The following is an 18,025-nucleotide window of genomic DNA, read 5'->3' as shown; positions in this document are numbered from 1 at the left end:
CGTTGGCGATTACTCCCGGCCGCCTCATTTTGATACCGTCCAATTTGATCAATGCAGCGCTTGTCGGCATCGACTTCGGTAAGATCGATTTCGAAGCCAGCCTTGAAGAACTCAGCCTGCTCGCGCAAAGCGCGGGCGCGAATCCCTTAGTCACCCTCACGGGGCGCCGGTCCAGTCCCGATGCCAAGATGTTCGTCGGCAGCGGCAAGGCCGAAGAATTGCGTCTTGCCTGTGAGGCGAACGACATCGAACTCGTCATTTTCAATCACGCTCTGGCGCCTGCGCAGCAGCGCAATCTGGAGCAGGCGCTTAACCGCCGCGTGATCGATCGCACCAGCCTGATTCTCGATATTTTTGCGCAACGCGCCCGCAGCCACGAAGGCAAGCTGCAGGTGGAGCTCGCGCAGTTGCAGTATCTATCGACGCGGCTAATCCGCGCATGGACCCACCTTGAACGCCAGAAAGGCGGTATTGGTTTGCGCGGTCCCGGTGAAACGCAGCTCGAAACCGACCGCCGTTTGATCGGCGAGCGCATCAAGGCGCTCAAAACCCGCCTCGAAAAACTGCGCCGTCAGCACGGCACGCAGCGCCGCGCGCGCAGCCGCAATCAGACGATGTCCGTGTCGCTCGTCGGCTACACGAACGCGGGCAAATCCACACTTTTCAATGCGCTGACGAAGGCCCAGGCGTACGCCGCCGACCAGCTATTCGCCACGCTGGATACCACGTCCCGCCGTGTCTATCTCGGCGACGAAGCCGGCCAGGTGGTGGTGTCCGACACAGTCGGTTTCATCCGCGAACTGCCTCACCAACTGGTGGCGGCTTTCCGCGCCACGCTCGAGGAAACCATCCACGCCGACCTGCTGCTGCATGTGGTCGACGCGTCGAGCGCCGTGCGCCTCGATCAGATCGATCAGGTGAACGAGGTGTTGCACGCCATCGGTGCGGACACAATTCGCCAGGTGTTGGTGTTCAACAAGATCGACGCCGTGCCGGAGTTGGCGGCCCGTGGCGACGCGGTCGAGCGGGATGAGTATGGTAATATTTCGCGCGTCTTTTTGAGCGCGCGCACGGGGCAGGGGCTGGATACACTGCGCGCTGCCATCGCTGAAATCGCTACTGCCGAACCTCTCTCCGATACGCTGGTCGATCTGTCGGAAGAAGACCGGTCGGCAGCACCACGCGAGGACCGCAAGGTCTCAGAACTCGGGCACTGACCCGCTCCAATTGCACTGACCCGCTGTCTACTCTGGTGAACGAACACAGGTGAACGATTACAACGAGCGGAGTATCTGGCTGCGCATGCGCGCCATGCTTTCACTGAACGATCCGCGCTGGGGCCGGGGCGACGGCAATGGCGACCGCCAACGACCCAACGAACCCAAGCGTCCGCCGACCAAGGACGGTGAAGGCCCGCCCGATCTCGACGAGATGTGGCGCGATTTCAACCGCCGTTTGAGCCGGGTGTTCGGCCGCAAGGGCGGCGGTGCGGGCGGTGGCCGTCCGGACAACGGTCGCGGCGCGCGCATCGGTGTGGGCATCGTGATCGGCGTGTTGATTGCGATCTACCTCGGCAGTGGCGTGTTCGTCGTGCAAGATGGCCAGGCCGGCGTGGTGATGCAGTTCGGCAAGTATCGCTACACTGCGGGGCAGGGTGTGCATTGGCGCCTGCCGTATCCGTTCGAAGCGCATGAGCTCGTCAATATCGGCCAGATCCGCCAGGTGGAGATTGGCCGTAACAACGTGGTGCGTCTCGCCAACGTGAAGGACGCGTCGATGCTCACGCACGACGCCGATATCGTCGACGTGCGGTTTTCCGTGCAATACCAGGTGAGCAAGCCGACTGATTATCTCTTCCGCAGCGTCGATCCCGATCAGAGCGTCATGCAGGCCGCGCAGGCGGCGGTGCGCAGCATCGTTGGCGCTCGCAGCACCAACGACATCCTCTATCAGGACCGCGAAGCAATTCGCCGGCAACTGATGGCGTCGATTCAGCAATCCCTGGATGAATACCAGTCCGGCCTTGCCGTGACCGGTGTCACGATTCAGGGCGTGCAGGTGCCCGACCAGGTGCAAGCCGCTTTCGACGATGCCGCCAAAGTGCGTCAGGACAACGAACGCGCCAAGCGCGAGGCGCAGGCCTATGCCGCCGAGCTGCTGCCGCGCGCGCAAACCGACGTCGCGCGCCAGATCGACGAAGCGAAAACGTATAGCGACAAGACCGTGGCGCAGGCGCAAGGCGATGCCGAGCGCTTCAAGCAGGTCTACGCGCAGTACTCGAAAGCGCCTGCTGTGATTCGCGAGCGCATGTACCTGGAAACCATGCAGCAGATCTATTCGAATACGACCAAGGTGTTTGTGGACAGCAAGAGCGGCAATAACGTGCTGTATCTGCCGCTCGACAAGCTGGTCGAGCAGACTCGCCAGCGCGTTGCTGAAGTTGCTGCCGCTTCTGGCACCGCCGTTGCGTCAGGTGCAGCCGTTCCGCAAGCCGCGAGCAGCGCTGCTGCACCGTCTGCCGCTGCTTCCGCACCCGCCGCGGTCTCGACGCCTGCCAGCCAGGCTGCAGCCAGCAGCGACGCACTCCGTTCACGCGACTCCTTCCGCAGCCGTATGCGCGAAGACGACGTTCAATAAGGAGCGCACACCATGAACAAGATCATTGCGCTCGTCGTTGCCTTAGTCATCGTGCTGTTTGCCGCGTCGTCGACGGTATTCGTGGTCGACCAGCGGCATCTGGCTGTGCTGTCCTCGCATGGCGATACCGCGCCCGTTTTGCTCGGCCCAGGCCTGCACGTGAAGCTGCCGCCGCCGTTGCAAACGGTCACGCTGGTCGATAACCGCATCCAGTCGCTCGACGCGCCGGATGAAGATCGCTATGTCACGTCGGACAAAACCGATCTGCTGGCCAACCCGGTCATCAAATACCGTGTGACCGATCCGCTGAAGCTGCTCGCCGAAACCAAGGGCGATGTGCAAAGCCTGTCGGACCGCCTGGCGCTGCTGTCGCGCAGCGCGCTCGGCGACGCGTTCGGCAAGGTCACGCTGACCGACGCGCTTGCGAAGCAACAGGCCGTTGCCGACGAAGCACGCGGCGCGATGGACAAAGCCGCGGCATCGCTGGGCGTGTCGGTGCTCGACGTGCAACTCACGCGGGTCGATTTCCCGGCGGCGATGGCCGACTCGGTCTACAAGCGGATGATCGCCGCACGCGAGCAGGCCGCGGCCGACGAACGTGCGAAGGGCACGGCCGAGGCCGACCAGATCAAGGCGGACGCCGTCGGCCAGCAACAGGCGATTCTCGCGGACGGCTATCGTCAGGCGCAGACTATCAAGGGCGAGGGCGATGCCAAGGCGGCGGAAATCGCGGCCGAGGCATACGGCAGCGACCCGCAGTTCTATCAGTTTTATCAAAGCATGCAGGCGTACAAGAACACCTTCAAGCCAGGCGACGTGATCGTGGTCGACCCGAGCAGCGAGTTCTTCCGCTTCATGCGTAGCCCGACCGGCGCCGCCGCCCCGGACGCTCCCGCGGCACCGCGCAAACACTGATAACCGGAAACGCCGCGGCATCCGCATCGCGGCCTCTTCATTCGCATGGACATAGCCGGCTCGTTACTGCTCGCGATCGCATTGATGCTGATTATTGAAGGGATGTTTCCCTTCGTTTTTCCGAGCGCCTGGCGCGACACGTTCCGTAAAATAGCGGAACGGCCCCCGCATCAGATTCGCGTCGGCGGGCTGGTCGTGATGGTGCTCGGGTTAATCCTGCTGTTCATCGTGACCTGAAGGGACGCTGCACAGCGCTCGTCGCTGCGTGCCATCGCGATGGTGATATGCGTGGCAACAGCGGCGTGCACCAGCGCGAGCGTTCTGGCGCGGGCCAAGGCCGGCTGAGGGGCTGCGAAGGGCAGTTCCGACGCCTGCGAAAACCGCCAGAATAGAGCCGTCGCCCGCCATTCACACACACTTACCGGCGCCCCCAGTCGCCGTGTTCAACGTCGTAGGACTGTATCGATGTCGACCTGGTTACTTCCCGAGAATATCGCCGACGTGCTGCCGTCGGAAGCCCGCAAGATCGAAGAGTTGCGGCGCCATTTGCTGGACCGTTTCCGCTCGTACGGCTACGAGATGGTGATGCCGCCGCTGCTCGAGTACATCGAGTCGCTGCTCACCGGCGGCGGGCACGATCTGAATCTGCGCACGTTCAAACTCGTCGATCAGATGTCCGGGCGCACGCTCGGTCTGCGCGCCGACATTACGCCGCAGGTCGCGCGTATCGACGCGCATCTGCTGAATCGTCAGGGCGTGACGCGTCTTTGCTATGCCGGCAATGTGGCGCATACGCGTCCGCGCGGGCTGCACGCCACGCGTGAGCAGATCCAGATCGGCGCGGAAATCTACGGTCACGCCGGTCTCGAAGCGGATCTGGAAATCCAGCAGTTGATGCTCGACGCGCTGCGTCTGGCCGGCCTCGCGAAAGTGCGCCTCGATTTGTGTCATGCAGGCGTGCTCGCTGCGCTGATCGAAGGGGAGCCTGCTGCTGCCGAATTGGGTCAATCGCTCTATGACGCGTTGGCTGGCAAGGACGTGCCACGCCTCGTCGAGTTGACCGCCAATCTCACGCCGGTCACGCGCGACGCATTGCGCTCGCTTCCCGCGCTCTACGGCGACGCTTCGGTGCTCGACGAAGCCCGTGCACGCTTGCCGAACGCACCGGCCATCGCGCGCGCGCTCGACGACCTTGCATTCCTTGCGAGCCAGGTGAACGGTGCCGAGGTGATGATCGACCTGGCCGATTTGCGCGGCTACGCGTACCACAGCGGGGTGATGTTCTCGGCCTATGTCGACGGCGTGCCGAATGCGGTTGCGCGCGGCGGCCGTTACGACCACGTCGGCCAGGCCTACGGCCGCGCGCGCGCGGCCACCGGCTTCTCGCTCGATTTGCGCGAGGTCGCTCGCATTTCTCCCGTCGAGGCCCGCAGCAGCGCGATTCTTGCTCCCTGGCAGCACGACGAAGCGTTGCGCACCAGCGTTGCCGCGCTGCGTAACGCAGGTGAAGTCGTGATCCAGGCGCTTCCTGGTCACGAGCACGATCTGGACGAATTCGCCTGCGACCGCGTGTTGGTCGAGCGCAACGGCGCGTGGGTGGTCGAGCCCCGTCCCTGAGCCCGCATAGATAGACCGCTCGCGGGGTGACCCAAGGGCATTTCAGAAGGCGTCCAAAGCGTCGCCGGACCCGGCGCGGCTACTCGCCACGCTATTTTCGATATACCCACCATAACGTGCATACCGTTGAGCGGAAACGGAAAAATTCGGAAGGTTCCGCGAACATAGGTAGAATACGTTTTTAACCAGCTTACGAAACAACATGTCTGCCAGCGCAGTGAATGTGAACCCCGGGCGCAACGTCGTCGTCGTGGGGACCCAGTGGGGTGATGAAGGCAAGGGCAAGATCGTCGACTGGCTGACGGACCACGCTCAAGGCGTCGTTCGCTTCCAGGGCGGTCACAATGCCGGTCACACGCTTATCATCGGCGGCAAGAAAACCATCTTGCGTCTGATTCCGTCGGGCATCATGCATCCCGGCGTCGCGTGCTATATCGGCAATGGCGTCGTGTTGTCGCCGGAAGCGCTGTTCAAGGAAATTGGCGAGCTCGAGGCCGCCGGGGTCGATGTTCAGAATCGCCTCTTCATTTCCGAAGCCACCACCCTGATCCTGCCGTACCACATTGCTATCGACCAGGGCCGCGAAGCGCGCCGTGGCGCGAGCAAGATCGGCACCACCGGCCGCGGCATCGGCCCGGCCTACGAAGACAAGGTGGCGCGCCGCGGCTTGCGCGTGCAAGACCTGTTCGAGCCGGAAAGCTTCGCCGAACGTCTGCGTGAAAACCTCGATTATCACAACTTCGTGTTGACGCAATACCTGGGCGTCGCCGCGGTCGACTTCCAGCAAACGCTCGACACGATGCTGAGCTATGCCGATCGTCTGAAGCCGATGGTGACCGACGTGTCGCGCCGTCTCTACGACGAAAACGCAGCCGGCAACAACCTGCTGTTCGAAGGCGCGCAAGGCACGCTGCTCGACGTCGACCACGGCACCTATCCGTACGTCACGTCGAGCAACTGCGTGGCCGGTGCGGCTACTGCAGGCGCAGGCGTCGGTCCGCAAAAGCTGAACTACATCCTCGGCATCACCAAGGCGTATTGCACGCGTGTCGGTTCGGGCCCGTTCCCGAGCGAACTGTACGACGCGGATAACGCCGCGCGTCAGGAACCCATCGGCCTGGAACTTGCCAAGGTCGGCAAGGAATTCGGCTCGGTCACCGGCCGTCCGCGCCGCACGGGCTGGCTCGACGCCGCCGCGCTGCGCCGCTCGATCCAGATCAACGGCGTGTCGGGCCTGTGCATGACCAAGCTCGACGTGCTCGACGGCCTCGACGAAGTGAAGCTCTGCATCGGCTACACGGTCGACGGCAAGCATGTCGACCTGCTGCCGCGTGGCGCTTCGGAAGTCGCGCGCTGCGTGCCGGTGTACGAAACCTTCGCGGGCTGGAAGGAAAGCACCGTCGGCATCACCGAATGGGACAAGCTGCCGGCCACCGCGCGTGCTTATCTGACGCGCGTGCAGGAAGTCGCGGGCATTCCGATCGACATGGTGTCGACCGGTCCGGATCGCGACGAAACGATCCTGCTTCGTCATCCGTTCAAGGTTTAAGCCATGGTGCAAGGTGTACCCATGATTGCGATGAAAGATCCGCGTAACGATGACAAGAACCTGTGGGTCGGCTGGGACGAGTATCACCGGCTGATCGAACTACTCGCGTTGGCCGTGCACGAGTCGGGCTGGAAGTTCGACAAGATCCTGTGTCTCGCGCGCGGCGGTTTGCGCGTCGGCGATCAGCTCTCGCGTATTTACGATCTGCCGCTGGCGATTCTCGCCACCAGTTCGTACCGCGAAGCGGCCGGCACGGAGCAGGGCGATCTCGACATCGCGCAATACATCACGATGACGCGCGGCGAGCTGCACGGCAATGTGCTGCTGGTCGACGATCTGGTCGATTCCGGTGTGACGCTGGCACGCGTGCAGCAACATCTGAAAGAACGCTATCCGGCGATCACGGCGGTGCGCTCGGCGGTGCTCTGGTACAAGGGCTGCTCGAAAGTGAAGCCTGACTACCACGTGCAGTATCTGCCTACCAATCCGTGGATTCACCAGCCGTTCGAGGAATGGGATACGGTTCGCCCGCATAACCTCGGTGCGTGGATCAAGCGCGGTATGCAGCAGGAGTCGTCGGGCACGTGATGCGTGCTACGACGCCGTACTTATCGCGGCGTAGCCAGTGCAGTGCCTGCAGAACGGAGTCCGGTTGGGCTCCGTTTTTTTATGTGCGCCGTATATGCATTGTGTGTGAGTGCGGGGTGCTAAGCGCCTGCTTGGTGTGTATGTCGTAGCGCGGGCTAAGAACGGTGCGGCGCTCCGCGGAATGCGCTCGCCAGCGCCGGCGAAACGCCTGACGCAGCAGACGCGCCCAAATCGCGGTGCTACACTTCGCGGACCATCCACGTGGTGTATCCACAACAAGCCGGGCGGCGCTAGGCGGGCAGTTTAGAATAGCGGTCGTTTTTTCCGCTCAGGGAACGGATTTCCTCGCGTCTATGACAGATAACAATCACGTGCACAAACAGCCTCTGCCTTCCCTCGCAATTGCCGCGATCGGAGTGGTATTCGGCGATATCGGCACGAGCCCGTTGTACTCGTTGAAAGAGGCCTTCAGCCCGTCGCATGGCATTCCGCTGACCGATCAATCGATTCTGGGCGTGATCTCGCTGCTGTTCTGGGCGATCGTGATCGTGGTCGGCATCAAGTATGTGTTGTTCGTGATGCGCGCCGACAACAACGGCGAAGGGGGTGTCCTCGCGCTGATGGCGCTGGCGATGCGCTCTATCGACCAGAAGTCGAAAATGGCCGGCTTGCTGATGATGCTCGGCATTTTCGGCGCCTGCATGTTCTATGGCGACGCGGTGATTACGCCCGCCATCTCGGTGATCTCGGCAGTCGAAGGTCTGGAGATCGCGGCGCCCAATCTGTCCCATCTCGTGTTGCCGCTTACCATGGTGATCCTCGTGCTGCTGTTCTGGATTCAGCGGCACGGCACGGCCACCGTCGGCCGCCTGTTCGGCCCGATCATGGTGCTGTGGTTCCTGGTGCTCGCCGCTCTGGGTCTGTGGCACATCATTCAGTCGCCGAACGTGATCCGCGCGCTGAATCCGTACTACGCCTACACCTTTATGGCCGCGCACGTGTTGCAGGCTTATGTGGTGCTCGGCTCGGTCGTGCTGGTGTTGACAGGCGCGGAAGCGCTCTACGCCGACATGGGCCACTTTGGCGCCAAGCCGATCCGGATGGCCTGGTACGTCCTCGTGATGCCTTCGCTGGTGCTGAACTACTTCGGCCAGGGCGCGCTGCTGATGCATGACGCGAAGGCGATCGAAAACCCGTTCTTCCTGCTCGCGCCGGATTGGGCGCTGCTGCCGCTCGTGGTGCTATCGACGGTGGCGACCGTGATCGCGTCGCAGGCGGTGATTTCCGGTGCCTATTCGCTGACGAGCCAGGCGATCCAGCTCGGCTACGTGCCGCGCATGAAGATTCTGCATACGTCGGAACTGGCGATCGGCCAGATCTATGTGCCGGTGGTGAACTGGATGCTGTTGTTCATCATTCTGTGCATCGTGCTCGCATTCAAGAGTTCGGATAACCTCGCCGCCGCGTACGGTATTGCGGTGACGGCCACTATGGTCATCACCACGATCCTCGCCTGCGTCGTCATGGTGAAGGTATGGAACTGGAACAAGTTCCTCGTGGCGATGATCATCGGCGTGTTCATGGCGGTCGACCTGGGCTTTTTCGGCGCCAATCTGCTCAAGGTTGCGGAAGGTGGCTGGCTGCCGCTTGGCATTGGCGCGCTCCTGTTCTTTTTGCTGATGACCTGGTTCAAGGGCAGGATGATCGTCAAGGAGCGTACGGCGGCTGACGGTATTCCGCTTATGCCGTTCCTGCAAGGCTTGCTCGCGCATCCGCCGCACCGCGTCTCGGGTACCGCGATCTATCTGACGGGCAGCGACTCACTCGTGCCGGTGAGCTTGCTGCACAACCTGAAGCACAACAAGGTGCTGCACGAGCGCACCATTTTCCTGACCTTCGTGACGCTCGATATCCCGTACGTGAATGACGCGGAACGCGTGACGGTCAAGGATCTCAACGGCGGCTTGTACCTCGTCAAGGCGGCATACGGTTTCAACGAAACGCCTGACGTGAAGGCGGTGTTGCTCGAGGTCGGCCGCACGCACGACATGACGTTCGAGTTGATGGACACGTCGTTCTTCCTCGCGCGCGAAACGGTGGTGCCGACGCAGTTGCCGGGCATGTCGGTGTGGCGCGAACGTGTGTTCGCATGGATGCATCAGAACGCCGCCAAGCCGACCGATTTCTTCAGCATTCCGGCCAATCGGGTGGTGGAATTGGGAACGAAGATCGAGATTTGAGCGCGGACCCAGGATCGTAAGCGCCTTGCATGCCGAAGTGTGGCGAGCGACCAGAGACAAAAAAGCCCACGCAATCTTGCGTGGGCTTTTTTTTGCCGCTGGCTTGTCCTGACCTGGGCGTCAACCTATGTCAGGACGGGTCGCGCACAGTCTCGTGAACTTCAGCGCCTGACTCAGTCACGCGCTGAAGAACCCGCTTACTTCTGCTTGAGCTTGGCGAATGCAGCAGCCATTGCGCCACCTGCTTCCGGCTCACGCGAGCGCTGTTGCTGCGCGCCGCGTCCACCGCCGCCGGAGCGGCCGCGATCCTGCTGGGCGCCGCCACCGCTGCGCGGCGCGGCTGCCGCGCCGAACTCGTCGTCCAGACGCATGGTCAGCGCGATGCGCTGGCGCTTCACATCGACTTCCAGCACCTTCACCTTGACGATCTGGCCGGCCTTGACTACTTCGTGCGGGTCTTTGATGAACTTCGTCGACATGGCCGACACGTGCACGAGACCGTCCTGATGCACGCCGATGTCGATGAACGCACCAAAGGCCGCCACGTTGGTCACGACGCCTTCGAGCACCATGCCCGGCGTCAGGTCGCTGACCTTCTCGACGCCTTCGCGGAAGGTCGCTGTCTTGAACTCGGGGCGCGGGTCGCGGCCCGGCTTTTCGAGTTCCAGCAGAATGTCGCGTACGGTCGGCAGGCCGAAGCGTTCGTCGACGAATTCCGCCGGCGACAGGCCGCGCAGGGCGTCGCGATTGCCGAGCACCTCGCCGACATGCTTGCTGATCTTCGCGAGCATGCGCTCCACGACCGGATAGGCCTCCGGGTGAACCGACGAGCGGTCGAGCGGATTCTCGCCATTGTTGATGCGCAGGAACCCGGCGGCCTGTTCGAAGGTCTTGTCGCCCAGACGCGGCACCTTGCGCAGATGTTCGCGCGACGGGAACGGGCCGTTTGCATCGCGATAATCGACGATGTTGCGAGCCAGCGTTGCGTTCAGACCCGACACGCGCGCGAGCAATGCGACCGAGGCCGTATTGGCATCCACGCCGACCGCGTTCACACAGTCCTCGACCACCGCGTCGAGCGAGCGGGCCAGTTCGCGCTGATTCACGTCGTGCTGGTATTGGCCGACGCCGATCGCCTTCGGGTCGATCTTCACCAGTTCTGCGAGCGGGTCCTGCAGACGGCGCGCGATCGACACGGCGCCGCGCAGCGACACGTCCATGTCAGGGAATTCCTTCGCCGCGAGTTCGGAGGCCGAGTACACCGACGCGCCGGCTTCCGAGACGACGATCTTCTGCAGCTTGAACTCCGGATGACGCGCGATCAATTCGCTTGCAAGCTTGTCTGTCTCGCGCGACGCGGTGCCGTTGCCGATACTGATCAACTCGGCCTGCGTCTGTGCGCAGATGCGCGCCAGTTTCGCGATCGAGCCGTCCCAGTCGCGGCGCGGCTCGTGCGGATAAATCACGTCGGTGGCGAGCACCTTGCCGGTCCGATCGACCACCGCCACTTTCACCCCGGTGCGCATGCCCGGATCGAGGCCGATCACGGCCTTCGGACCCGCCGGCGCGGCCAGCAGCAGGTCCTTCAGGTTGCGCGCGAACACGCGAATCGCTTCGTGTTCGGCTTCGTCGCGCAGGTTGGTCAGCAGTTCGTTTTCGATGTGCGGCTGCACCTTCACGCGCCAGCACCAGCGGCACACGTCGGAGAGCCACTTGTCGGCCGGGCGGTTCTGGTTGGCGATGCCGAAGTGGCGGGCAATCAGCGCTTCGCCCGGATGCGGCACCTGCGCGTCGAGCTCTTCGCCAAGCCCCAGCTTGACCATCAGCACGCCCGCGTTGCGGCCGCGGAACAGGGCCAGCGCGCGATGCGACGGCACGGTCTTGATGGTTTCGGCGTAGTCGTAGTAGTCGCGGAATTTCTCTTCTTCCGCGTTTTCCTTGCCTTCGACCACTTTCGACGACACCACGCCCTGGTTGAACAGGTAATCGCGCAGCTTGCCGAGCAGGTCCGCGGTTTCGCCGAACTGCTCGGAGAGGATGTCGCGCGCGCCGTCGAGCGCGGCCTTGATGTCGGCGACGCCTTTCTCGGCGTCCACGTAGGCGGCGGCTTCGGCTTGCGGGTCGAGCAGGGGATTCGCCAGCAGCGCGTCGGCGAGCGGCTGCAGGCCGGCTTCGCGGGCGATCTGCGCGCGCGTGCGGCGCTTGGGCTTGTACGGGAGATACAGGTCTTCCAGCACCTGCTTGCTGTCGGCCCCTTCGATCGCGGTGCGCAGCTCGTCAGTGAGCTTGCCCTGTTCGTCGATGCTGGCGATGATCGCGGCGCGCCGGTCTTCCAGCTCGCGCAGATACAGCAGGCGCTCCTCGAGATTACGCAGTTGCGTGTCGTCGAGATTGTCGGTCACTTCCTTCCGGTAGCGGGCGATGAACGGAACAGTCGCTCCTTCGTCGAGAAGTTGCACCGCGGCCGCGACCTGGCGCGGCTGGACGGACAGTTCGGCGGCGATGCGCTGTACGATCTTGAGTGCTACGGTTTCCGTCATAAGGTCTTGGTGTTCCTGCTACTCAATCAAAGGTCGCGCACTAAGGGGGCACGCCGGGCACGCCGGGCACGCCGGTGCACGCTGGGCGTGCGCGCTGCGACCAGGTTGCTGGAGCGGGGCATTTTGCCATAAATGCCAAAGGGCTCAACCGCAGGATGATAGAATTTCGGGCATGTTCCGTTGACCATTTACGACGTTGCCAACCTCTTTGTCCCTCAACCGCCTGGGCTCCCGCTTGGTCTCTCGCTCGTCACACTTGCCGCCTTTTTCGTCGCCGCGTTTGGTGCGCTCGCCGCTTACGTCGCTCATGTCGGCCTCGCGGTCCGTGTTCAGGTCGGCGTTTCCGTTCAAGCGGGCGCTTTTTGCTTCGTGCGCCGCGTGCGTCATGGCTGCGGCGCTAGCCATGTCCGCGCCAGCGGCGGCGCAATCCGCAGCGCCGCTCGAGGCCGCCAGCAGTCTCGTGCCGGCAGCCGCTTCGGGCGCACGGGCAGCGAGCGCGGCGGGCGCAACGAGCACCACGAACGGCACGGGCGCGGGGAATGCCGGGAATGCGGGTACTGCCGGTGGCGCTGAGAATGCCGACAACCCGGCCTCGCCCGACAGCGCATTCGACGCGCGGCAGAAAGTCCTGGATCAGCGCACCGAGGAAAATGACTACCGTTACGCGGTTGCCGAACACGATTGCTACAGCAAGTTCTTCGTCAACCACTGTCTGAGCAAGGCGCGCGACAGCATGCGTTCGGTGCAGGCCGACATTCGCAAGGAGCAGCTCGCGCTCGACGGCGAACAGCGTGTCCAGCGCGCCCGCCAGCGTGACGAGCAGGCAGCGCTCAAGCGCGCACAAGACGAAGCGAGCGCGCCGCAACGCGCCGCCGCCGACGCGCGTAACGCGCAAGCCTACGAAGACAAGCAGCGCCAACACCAGCTCGACCAGGCGCAGCGCACAGCCGAGGCGCCCCAGCGCAGCGCCAACGCAGAAGCCTATCAGCAGAAGCAGCAACAGCACGCGCTGGATCAGGCGCAGCGCGGCATCAGTCCGTCGCAGGCCGCAGCCAACAGCCAGGCGTACGATCAGAAACAGGGCGACTTCCAGCGCAAGCTCGAGCAAGCGCGTCAACAGGGTGCGCAAAAGGCGCAGGAGCGGGTGGAGAAGCAGCAGAGCTTTGAAAAGAAGCAGGCTGATGCGGCGCAACACAAAGCCGACGTTGAGGCCCGTCAGAAGCAGGCGGCCGAGAAGGCCGAGCAGAAACGTCAGGACCAGTTGAAAGAGCAGCAGCAACTTGAAGAACAGCAAAAGCAGCAACAGCAACAATAGGTGTGCTGTAGCGGGTTCTGGTAGGGTTGTGCAGGGCAGTAGTCGCCGTAACGCGTTTTAAGCCGGACAGCAACCTCAGGCACTGGGCTGCGCCACGCAGCCTGTGCCGCTTACGAGAGGAGGCGAGCATGCGCGATCAACATCACGTCATCACCGCGGACACACTTCGCGACCGGATTCTGCAACTGGAATCGGAGCATAGTGGGCTCGATCGCTTGATCGACCGAATGTCGGATGAGCTCGGCATCGACGACTTCGAGTTGCAGCGCCTGAAAAAGCGCAAACTCAAAGTCAAGGACACCATCATCTTGCTGCAATTGCAGCTCGAACCGGACGCACGCGCCTGAGTTCGCGGCCTGGCAGGTGCCGGGTCGCGCCGCGCGCGCCGGACTTTGCAGGAAACGCTTGCCTTGAATTCACCGCTTGAAACTTCACCACACGCCACGACGGGCGATGATGCTCCGGCGGCCGGCGCTCCGGCGGCCGGCACTCCGGTGGCCGGCACTCCGGTGGCCGGCACTCCGGTGGCCGGCACTCCGGCGCCGCGTCCTGCCGCGTCTGCGCTCGCCGCATCATTGAATCCACGCCGCGTCGCCGAACTGGACGACATCTTCGCCGACAACGGGCTGCTCGCCCGTCAGATCGATGGCTATCGCTCGCGCGCCTCGCAGATCGAGATGTCGCGCGCCGTCGCGGCGGCCATGGAAGCGTCGGGCCGCGCCATGCCGGAGCCGGCGATGTTCGAGGCGCAAAAGCGTCCGGCGCGGCGTTTGCAAACGGCGGGCACGGATGCTGTAGCGCAAGCCGCCGAAACCGACGAGTCGAACGGTCTCGACGGCAGCGAAAACACGCTGATCGTTGAAGCGGGCACAGGTACCGGCAAGACCTACGCGTATCTGGTGCCGGCCATGCTGTGGGGCGGCAAGGTGATCGTCTCCACCGGCACCAAGCATTTGCAGGATCAGCTCTTTCAGCGCGACATCCCGACGGTGCGCGATGCGCTCGCCGTGCCGGTCTCGGTGGCGATGCTCAAGGGCCGCGCGAACTACCTGTGTCATTACTATCTGCAGCGTACTGCGGATAACGGCCGTCTGCCGTCGCGCCAGGAAACCTCGTATCTGCAGGACATCATTCGCTTCGCCAAGATCACGCGCACCGGCGACAAGGCCGAACTCGCGAGCGTGCCGGAAACGGCGGCGGTGTGGCCGATGGTCACGTCCACACGTGAAAACTGTCTCGGCCAGGAGTGCCCGCACTACAAGGATTGCTTCGTCATGCAGGCGCGCCGCGAGGCGCAGCAGGCCGACATCGTGGTGGTCAATCACCATCTGTTTTTCGCCGACATCATGTTGCGCGATACGGGCATGGCTGAATTGCTGCCTACGGCGAACACCATCATCTTCGACGAAGCGCATCAACTGCCGGAAACCGCGACGCTGTTTTTCGGCGAGACGCTTTCCACCACGCAATTTCTCGAACTCGCGCGCGATTCCGTGGCGGAGGGGCTAGGTCATGCGCGCGAGTCGGTTGACTGGGTGAAGCTCGGCTCGACGCTCGAACGCGCGGCGCGTGACGTGCGGCTCGCCTTCAAGGAAGACTCGGTGCGCTTGTCGATCGGCCAGTTGCCCGACGATCATCCGTTATTCCCCGCGCTCGAAACGCTTGAAGCCGAGCTCGACGCATTGACCGCTGCGTTGGCCGGTCAGGCCGAGCGCGCCGAATCGATCGGCGCGTGTTTGCGGCGCGCACGCGAGTTGCAAGGCGTGCTTGCGGGCTGGACGACACCGCCCACCGAGACCGAACGCGCAGCCGCTGCCCCGGCAGACGCCAAGACCGAACGCGCCGATCCGAATGAAAAGGTGCGCTGGATCGAAGTCTTTGCGCATACGGTGCAGTTGCACGAAACGCCGCTGTCGGTCGCGCCGATCTTCGCGAAGCAGCGCGCCGGCGTGCCGCGCGCGTGGATCTTCACGTCGGCGACATTGTCGGTGCGGGGCGACTTCACGCACTATGCGGCGCAGATGGGCCTGAACGCAAAACGTTCGATGACGCTGCCGAGTCCCTTCGACTATCCGACGCAAGGGCTTCTGTACGTGCCGCGCAATTTGCCGCAGCCTTCGTCGCCGATGTTTACCGACGCCGTGTTCGACGCTGCATTGCCGGCGATCGAAGCATCGGGCGGTGGCGTATTCATGTTATGCACGACGTTGCGTGCTGTGGACCGCATCTCGACCAAGCTACGCGACACCATCGAGGCGCGCGGCTGGGACTATCCGCTGCTCGTGCAGGGTGATGCGAGCCGTACCGAGTTGCTCGATCGCTTCCGTGCGTACGGCAATGCGATTCTGGTGGGCAGTCAGAGTTTCTGGGAAGGCGTGGACGTGCGTGGCGATGCGCTCTCGCTGGTCGTGATCGACAAGCTGCCGTTTGCGCCGCCCGATGACCCGGTTTTGTCGGCGCGTCTGGATGCGCTGACGAAGAAAGGCTTGAGCCCGTTTGCGGTCCACCAGTTGCCGCAGGCCGTGATTACGCTCAAACAGGGCGCAGGCCGTCTGATCCGCGCTGAGACCGATCGCGGCGTGCTGATGATCTGCGACACGCGTCTCGTCGACAAGCCGTATGGGCGCCGCATATGGCAGAGCCTGCCGCCGTTCAAGCGCACACGTGAGATCGAAGTCGTGCGCGAGTTCTTTGAAGAGAATGCAGCGCCGGCTCAATAGGCGATTAAGTGATGCCGTTCTGAAAAAACGGCGTTTAAATGACAAAAAGCCACGGATGTGAATCCGTGGCTTTTTGCTTTACCGCCCGGGAAATCGAGGTGATTTCCCGATGCGGTTTTCGCCCAGAGGCGAACCCTATGCGACAGCTTACTGGCTTGCGCCCGAAGCCGGAGCAGCAGCCGAAGCAGCAGCGCCTGCGTCCGAAGCAGCGGCCGTAGCCGAAGCAGCAGCATCGCTCGCAGCAGCAGCAGCACCCGACGCAGCAGCAGCAGCGTCCGAAGCAGCAGCAGCCGGTGCCGAAGCGGCAGCAGCGTCGCTAGCAGCCGGTGCAGCGGCCTGATCGTTGCTCTTGTTGCATGCAGCCAGTGCAACAGCTGCCAACAGGGATGCTACGAGGAGGGATTTCTTCATGATCACGTCCTTTTATGGTTAAAGGTAAGCAACAGCGCAAAATAATACCGGTAATGTGCTCCAACACCGACCTGGGCCGCTGGTGGAGACGCTCTTTTGACGAGCTAGAATCTTCCCTACGGCTTGGGCGGAAATTATATGCACTTTCGTACTGACAATCCATAAATCCGGGGTCAATACGTTGTCTTTCTCATACAAAATTTCACAGTACGGTATAACACGCGGGCAGAGTTACGCAAGCTCGCCCACTTGTATCCAGCCCGCACAATACCACTCGTGAAGCAGTGCTGTCACCGACGAATCGTGTGAGAGTGTTACAAAGCGTTTCGCACTCATACACCTGTGGTCGGCGAGGTCAAATAGCCACTTTTTTGCGCCGTCAAACGGCATTTTTTCTCCATTTACGAAGAAAAAACGGCGGTTGTACAACAAATTAGTCTTGCGGTCCAGCCGAATACCGGACTTCGTTGCCTGACTGATAAAACGGGCTTCATTAAGCGGTCGTTGCGGGGGATCAAAGACGACGCTCGGCTTCGGTTCGCTGAGGTAAGTGCCGAGGAACGACGCTATGTCCTGTTCACTCCACTTGACTCCCGCAAGGATTGCGCCAACGCGTTCGATCAAGGCGGCGGGCAGTTCGGCCGGGCGGTCCACGGCGGGTTGCTGTGGATCCCGATAGAGCGCGTCAGGCCGCGCCGCCGACTCGCCGCGCTCGGCCAGATGGTAGAGGAACTGCGCGGTCAATTCTCCCGCTGACGGGGCGCGAAAACCGATCGAGCAGGTCATGCATTCGCCTTCGGCGACACCGTCATGCGCGATATGCGGCGGCAGATACAGCATGTCGCCCGGTTCGAGCAGCCATTCCTGTTCCGGCTCGAAATGCTGTAAAACTTTCAACGGCAAATCCGGCTGGAGCGTCAGATCCTTCTGCGCACTGATCCGCCACCGGCGCTTGCCTTTTACTTGCAAAAGAAACACATCGTAGGAATCGAAGTGAGGGCCGACGCCGCCGCCATCGCTCGCATACGAAATCATCAGATCGTCCAGACGCGCGTCCGGCACGAAGCGGAAGCGGTCGAGCAAGGCACGCGCGCGATCGTCGTACAGGTCCACACCTTGCACGAGCAAGGTCCAGGCGCGCTGCTTCACCGACGGCAGTTCGTCAGGCGCGAACGGGCCGTGCTCGAGTTGCCATTTGTTGCGAAAGTGCGTGATCAGCCGCGCTTCGACTTCGTCCTGATCGGCCAGCTCGAAAAACGCTTCGCGCGACAGCGGCGCCTCCACGTTCGGGATCGCCTGGCGGATCAGCAGCGGCTTCTTCTGCCAGTACCGGCGCATGAATTGCGACGGTGTCAGATTGCCGAGCAGCGGCGTGGGCGTGTCGGGCGAGGGCGGGAGGCCAGGGAGCGCCGGCTTCGAAGCCGACGAAGATTTCCGTGCCGAAGCTGCATCGGCCGGGTGGTCAGTGGGCCGCTTGGGCATCGTATAATGTG

General features: G+C 62.8%; 15 protein-coding genes. 11 read left to right on the top strand and 4 right to left on the bottom strand.

Annotation, left to right across the window (positions count from 1 at the left end; translation table 11 throughout):
- The first annotated feature begins 29 nt into the window (after positions 1-29).
- From hflX to AYM40_RS13110, 8 genes are all read left to right on the top strand, one after another.
- Positions 30-1,217, top strand: a complete 1,188-nt coding sequence (hflX, locus tag AYM40_RS13145; RefSeq protein WP_063497996.1) for a GTPase HflX — start codon at positions 30-32, stop codon at positions 1,215-1,217.
- A gap of 49 nt (positions 1,218-1,266) precedes the next feature.
- Positions 1,267-2,637: an FtsH protease activity modulator HflK gene (gene hflK, locus AYM40_RS13140; protein ID WP_063496599.1), complete on the top strand. Its 1,371-nt coding sequence runs from the start codon at positions 1,267-1,269 to the stop codon at positions 2,635-2,637.
- Between the two features lie 12 nt (positions 2,638-2,649).
- Positions 2,650-3,552 (top strand): protease modulator HflC, encoded by a 903-nt coding sequence (gene hflC / locus AYM40_RS13135; RefSeq protein ID WP_063496598.1) that lies wholly within the window; start codon positions 2,650-2,652, stop codon positions 3,550-3,552.
- 45 nt (positions 3,553-3,597) lie between these two features.
- Positions 3,598-3,789, top strand: a complete 192-nt coding sequence (locus tag AYM40_RS13130) for a DUF2065 domain-containing protein (RefSeq protein ID WP_054041860.1) — start codon at positions 3,598-3,600, stop codon at positions 3,787-3,789.
- Positions 3,790-4,017: 228 nt separating this feature from the next.
- Entirely contained in the window at positions 4,018-5,169 is a 1,152-nt protein-coding gene (locus tag AYM40_RS13125; RefSeq protein WP_063496597.1) for an ATP phosphoribosyltransferase regulatory subunit, read from the top strand.
- A 202-nt stretch (positions 5,170-5,371) separates the two neighbouring features.
- Positions 5,372-6,718 (top strand): adenylosuccinate synthase, encoded by a 1,347-nt coding sequence (locus AYM40_RS13120; protein ID WP_063496596.1) that lies wholly within the window; start codon positions 5,372-5,374, stop codon positions 6,716-6,718.
- Between the two features lie 3 nt (positions 6,719-6,721).
- Entirely contained in the window at positions 6,722-7,306 is a 585-nt protein-coding gene (locus tag AYM40_RS13115) for a phosphoribosyltransferase (protein ID WP_063496595.1), read from the top strand.
- 353 nt (positions 7,307-7,659) lie between these two features.
- On the top strand, positions 7,660-9,546 hold the full coding sequence (locus AYM40_RS13110) for a potassium transporter Kup (RefSeq protein ID WP_063496594.1): 1,887 nt from the start codon (positions 7,660-7,662) through the stop codon (positions 9,544-9,546).
- A 197-nt stretch (positions 9,547-9,743) separates the two neighbouring features.
- On the opposite strand, the gene AYM40_RS13105 is transcribed toward AYM40_RS13110, so the two are convergent.
- Together AYM40_RS13105 and AYM40_RS38515 are read right to left on the bottom strand one after the other, a co-directional pair.
- Positions 9,744-12,086 (bottom strand): Tex family protein, encoded by a 2,343-nt coding sequence (locus tag AYM40_RS13105; RefSeq protein ID WP_063496593.1) that lies wholly within the window; start codon positions 12,084-12,086, stop codon positions 9,744-9,746.
- 144 nt (positions 12,087-12,230) lie between these two features.
- Entirely contained in the window at positions 12,231-12,473 is a 243-nt protein-coding gene (locus AYM40_RS38515; RefSeq protein ID WP_082855079.1) for a hypothetical protein, read from the bottom strand.
- Here AYM40_RS38515 and AYM40_RS13100 point away from each other — a divergent pair.
- The 3 genes from AYM40_RS13100 to AYM40_RS13090 all read left to right on the top strand — a co-directional run bounded on the left by AYM40_RS13100 (position 12,394) and on the right by AYM40_RS13090 (position 16,121).
- On the top strand, positions 12,394-13,401 hold the full coding sequence (locus AYM40_RS13100) for a hypothetical protein (protein WP_063497995.1): 1,008 nt from the start codon (positions 12,394-12,396) through the stop codon (positions 13,399-13,401). The genes AYM40_RS38515 and AYM40_RS13100 overlap by 80 nt on opposite strands.
- A 128-nt stretch (positions 13,402-13,529) precedes the next feature.
- A complete protein-coding gene (locus tag AYM40_RS13095; RefSeq protein ID WP_063496592.1) occupies positions 13,530-13,748 on the top strand; it encodes a DUF465 domain-containing protein in 219 nt (72 codons plus the stop codon).
- Positions 13,749-13,811: 63 nt separating this feature from the next.
- A complete protein-coding gene (locus AYM40_RS13090) occupies positions 13,812-16,121 on the top strand; it encodes an ATP-dependent DNA helicase (RefSeq protein ID WP_082855173.1) in 2,310 nt (769 codons plus the stop codon).
- Positions 16,122-16,268: 147 nt separating this feature from the next.
- Here AYM40_RS13090 and AYM40_RS38510 read toward each other — a convergent pair whose 3' ends face one another.
- Positions 16,269-16,532: a hypothetical protein gene (locus AYM40_RS38510; protein ID WP_082855077.1), complete on the bottom strand. Its 264-nt coding sequence runs from the start codon at positions 16,530-16,532 to the stop codon at positions 16,269-16,271.
- 231 nt (positions 16,533-16,763) lie between these two features.
- On the bottom strand, positions 16,764-18,014 hold the full coding sequence (locus AYM40_RS13080; RefSeq protein WP_063496590.1) for a cupin domain-containing protein: 1,251 nt from the start codon (positions 18,012-18,014) through the stop codon (positions 16,764-16,766).
- Positions 18,015-18,025: the final 11 nt, after the last annotated feature.

It is taken from the genome of Paraburkholderia phytofirmans OLGA172, assembly GCF_001634365.1.
In the GTDB taxonomy this organism is placed as follows: Bacteria; Pseudomonadota; Gammaproteobacteria; order Burkholderiales; family Burkholderiaceae; genus Paraburkholderia.
Note: the sequence above shows the minus strand (reverse complement) of the source record. Positions and strands in the feature narration are given on the sequence as shown.

What these genes read in the sequence shown, in the direction of transcription:
- AYM40_RS13125 (WP_063496597.1), top strand. Translation starts at nt 4,018, where the DNA reads ATGTCGACCTGGTTACTTCCCGAGAATATCGCCGACGTGCTGCCGTCG.
- AYM40_RS13120 (WP_063496596.1), top strand. Translation starts at nt 5,372, where the DNA reads ATGTCTGCCAGCGCAGTGAATGTGAACCCCGGGCGCAACGTCGTCGTC.
- AYM40_RS13115 (WP_063496595.1), top strand. Translation starts at nt 6,722, where the DNA reads ATGGTGCAAGGTGTACCCATGATTGCGATGAAAGATCCGCGTAACGAT.
- AYM40_RS13105 (WP_063496593.1), bottom strand. Translation starts at nt 12,086, where the DNA reads ATGACGGAAACCGTAGCACTCAAGATCGTACAGCGCATCGCCGCCGAA.
- AYM40_RS13095 (WP_063496592.1), top strand. Translation starts at nt 13,530, where the DNA reads ATGCGCGATCAACATCACGTCATCACCGCGGACACACTTCGCGACCGG.
- AYM40_RS38515 (WP_082855079.1), bottom strand. Translation starts at nt 12,473, where the DNA reads ATGACGCACGCGGCGCACGAAGCAAAAAGCGCCCGCTTGAACGGAAAC.
- hflC (WP_063496598.1), top strand. Translation starts at nt 2,650, where the DNA reads ATGAACAAGATCATTGCGCTCGTCGTTGCCTTAGTCATCGTGCTGTTT.
- AYM40_RS13100 (WP_063497995.1), top strand. Translation starts at nt 12,394, where the DNA reads ATGTCGGCCTCGCGGTCCGTGTTCAGGTCGGCGTTTCCGTTCAAGCGG.
- AYM40_RS38510 (WP_082855077.1), bottom strand. Translation starts at nt 16,532, where the DNA reads ATGAAGAAATCCCTCCTCGTAGCATCCCTGTTGGCAGCTGTTGCACTG.
- AYM40_RS13130 (WP_054041860.1), top strand. Translation starts at nt 3,598, where the DNA reads ATGGACATAGCCGGCTCGTTACTGCTCGCGATCGCATTGATGCTGATT.
- AYM40_RS13080 (WP_063496590.1), bottom strand. Translation starts at nt 18,014, where the DNA reads ATGCCCAAGCGGCCCACTGACCACCCGGCCGATGCAGCTTCGGCACGG.
- AYM40_RS13110 (WP_063496594.1), top strand. Translation starts at nt 7,660, where the DNA reads ATGACAGATAACAATCACGTGCACAAACAGCCTCTGCCTTCCCTCGCA.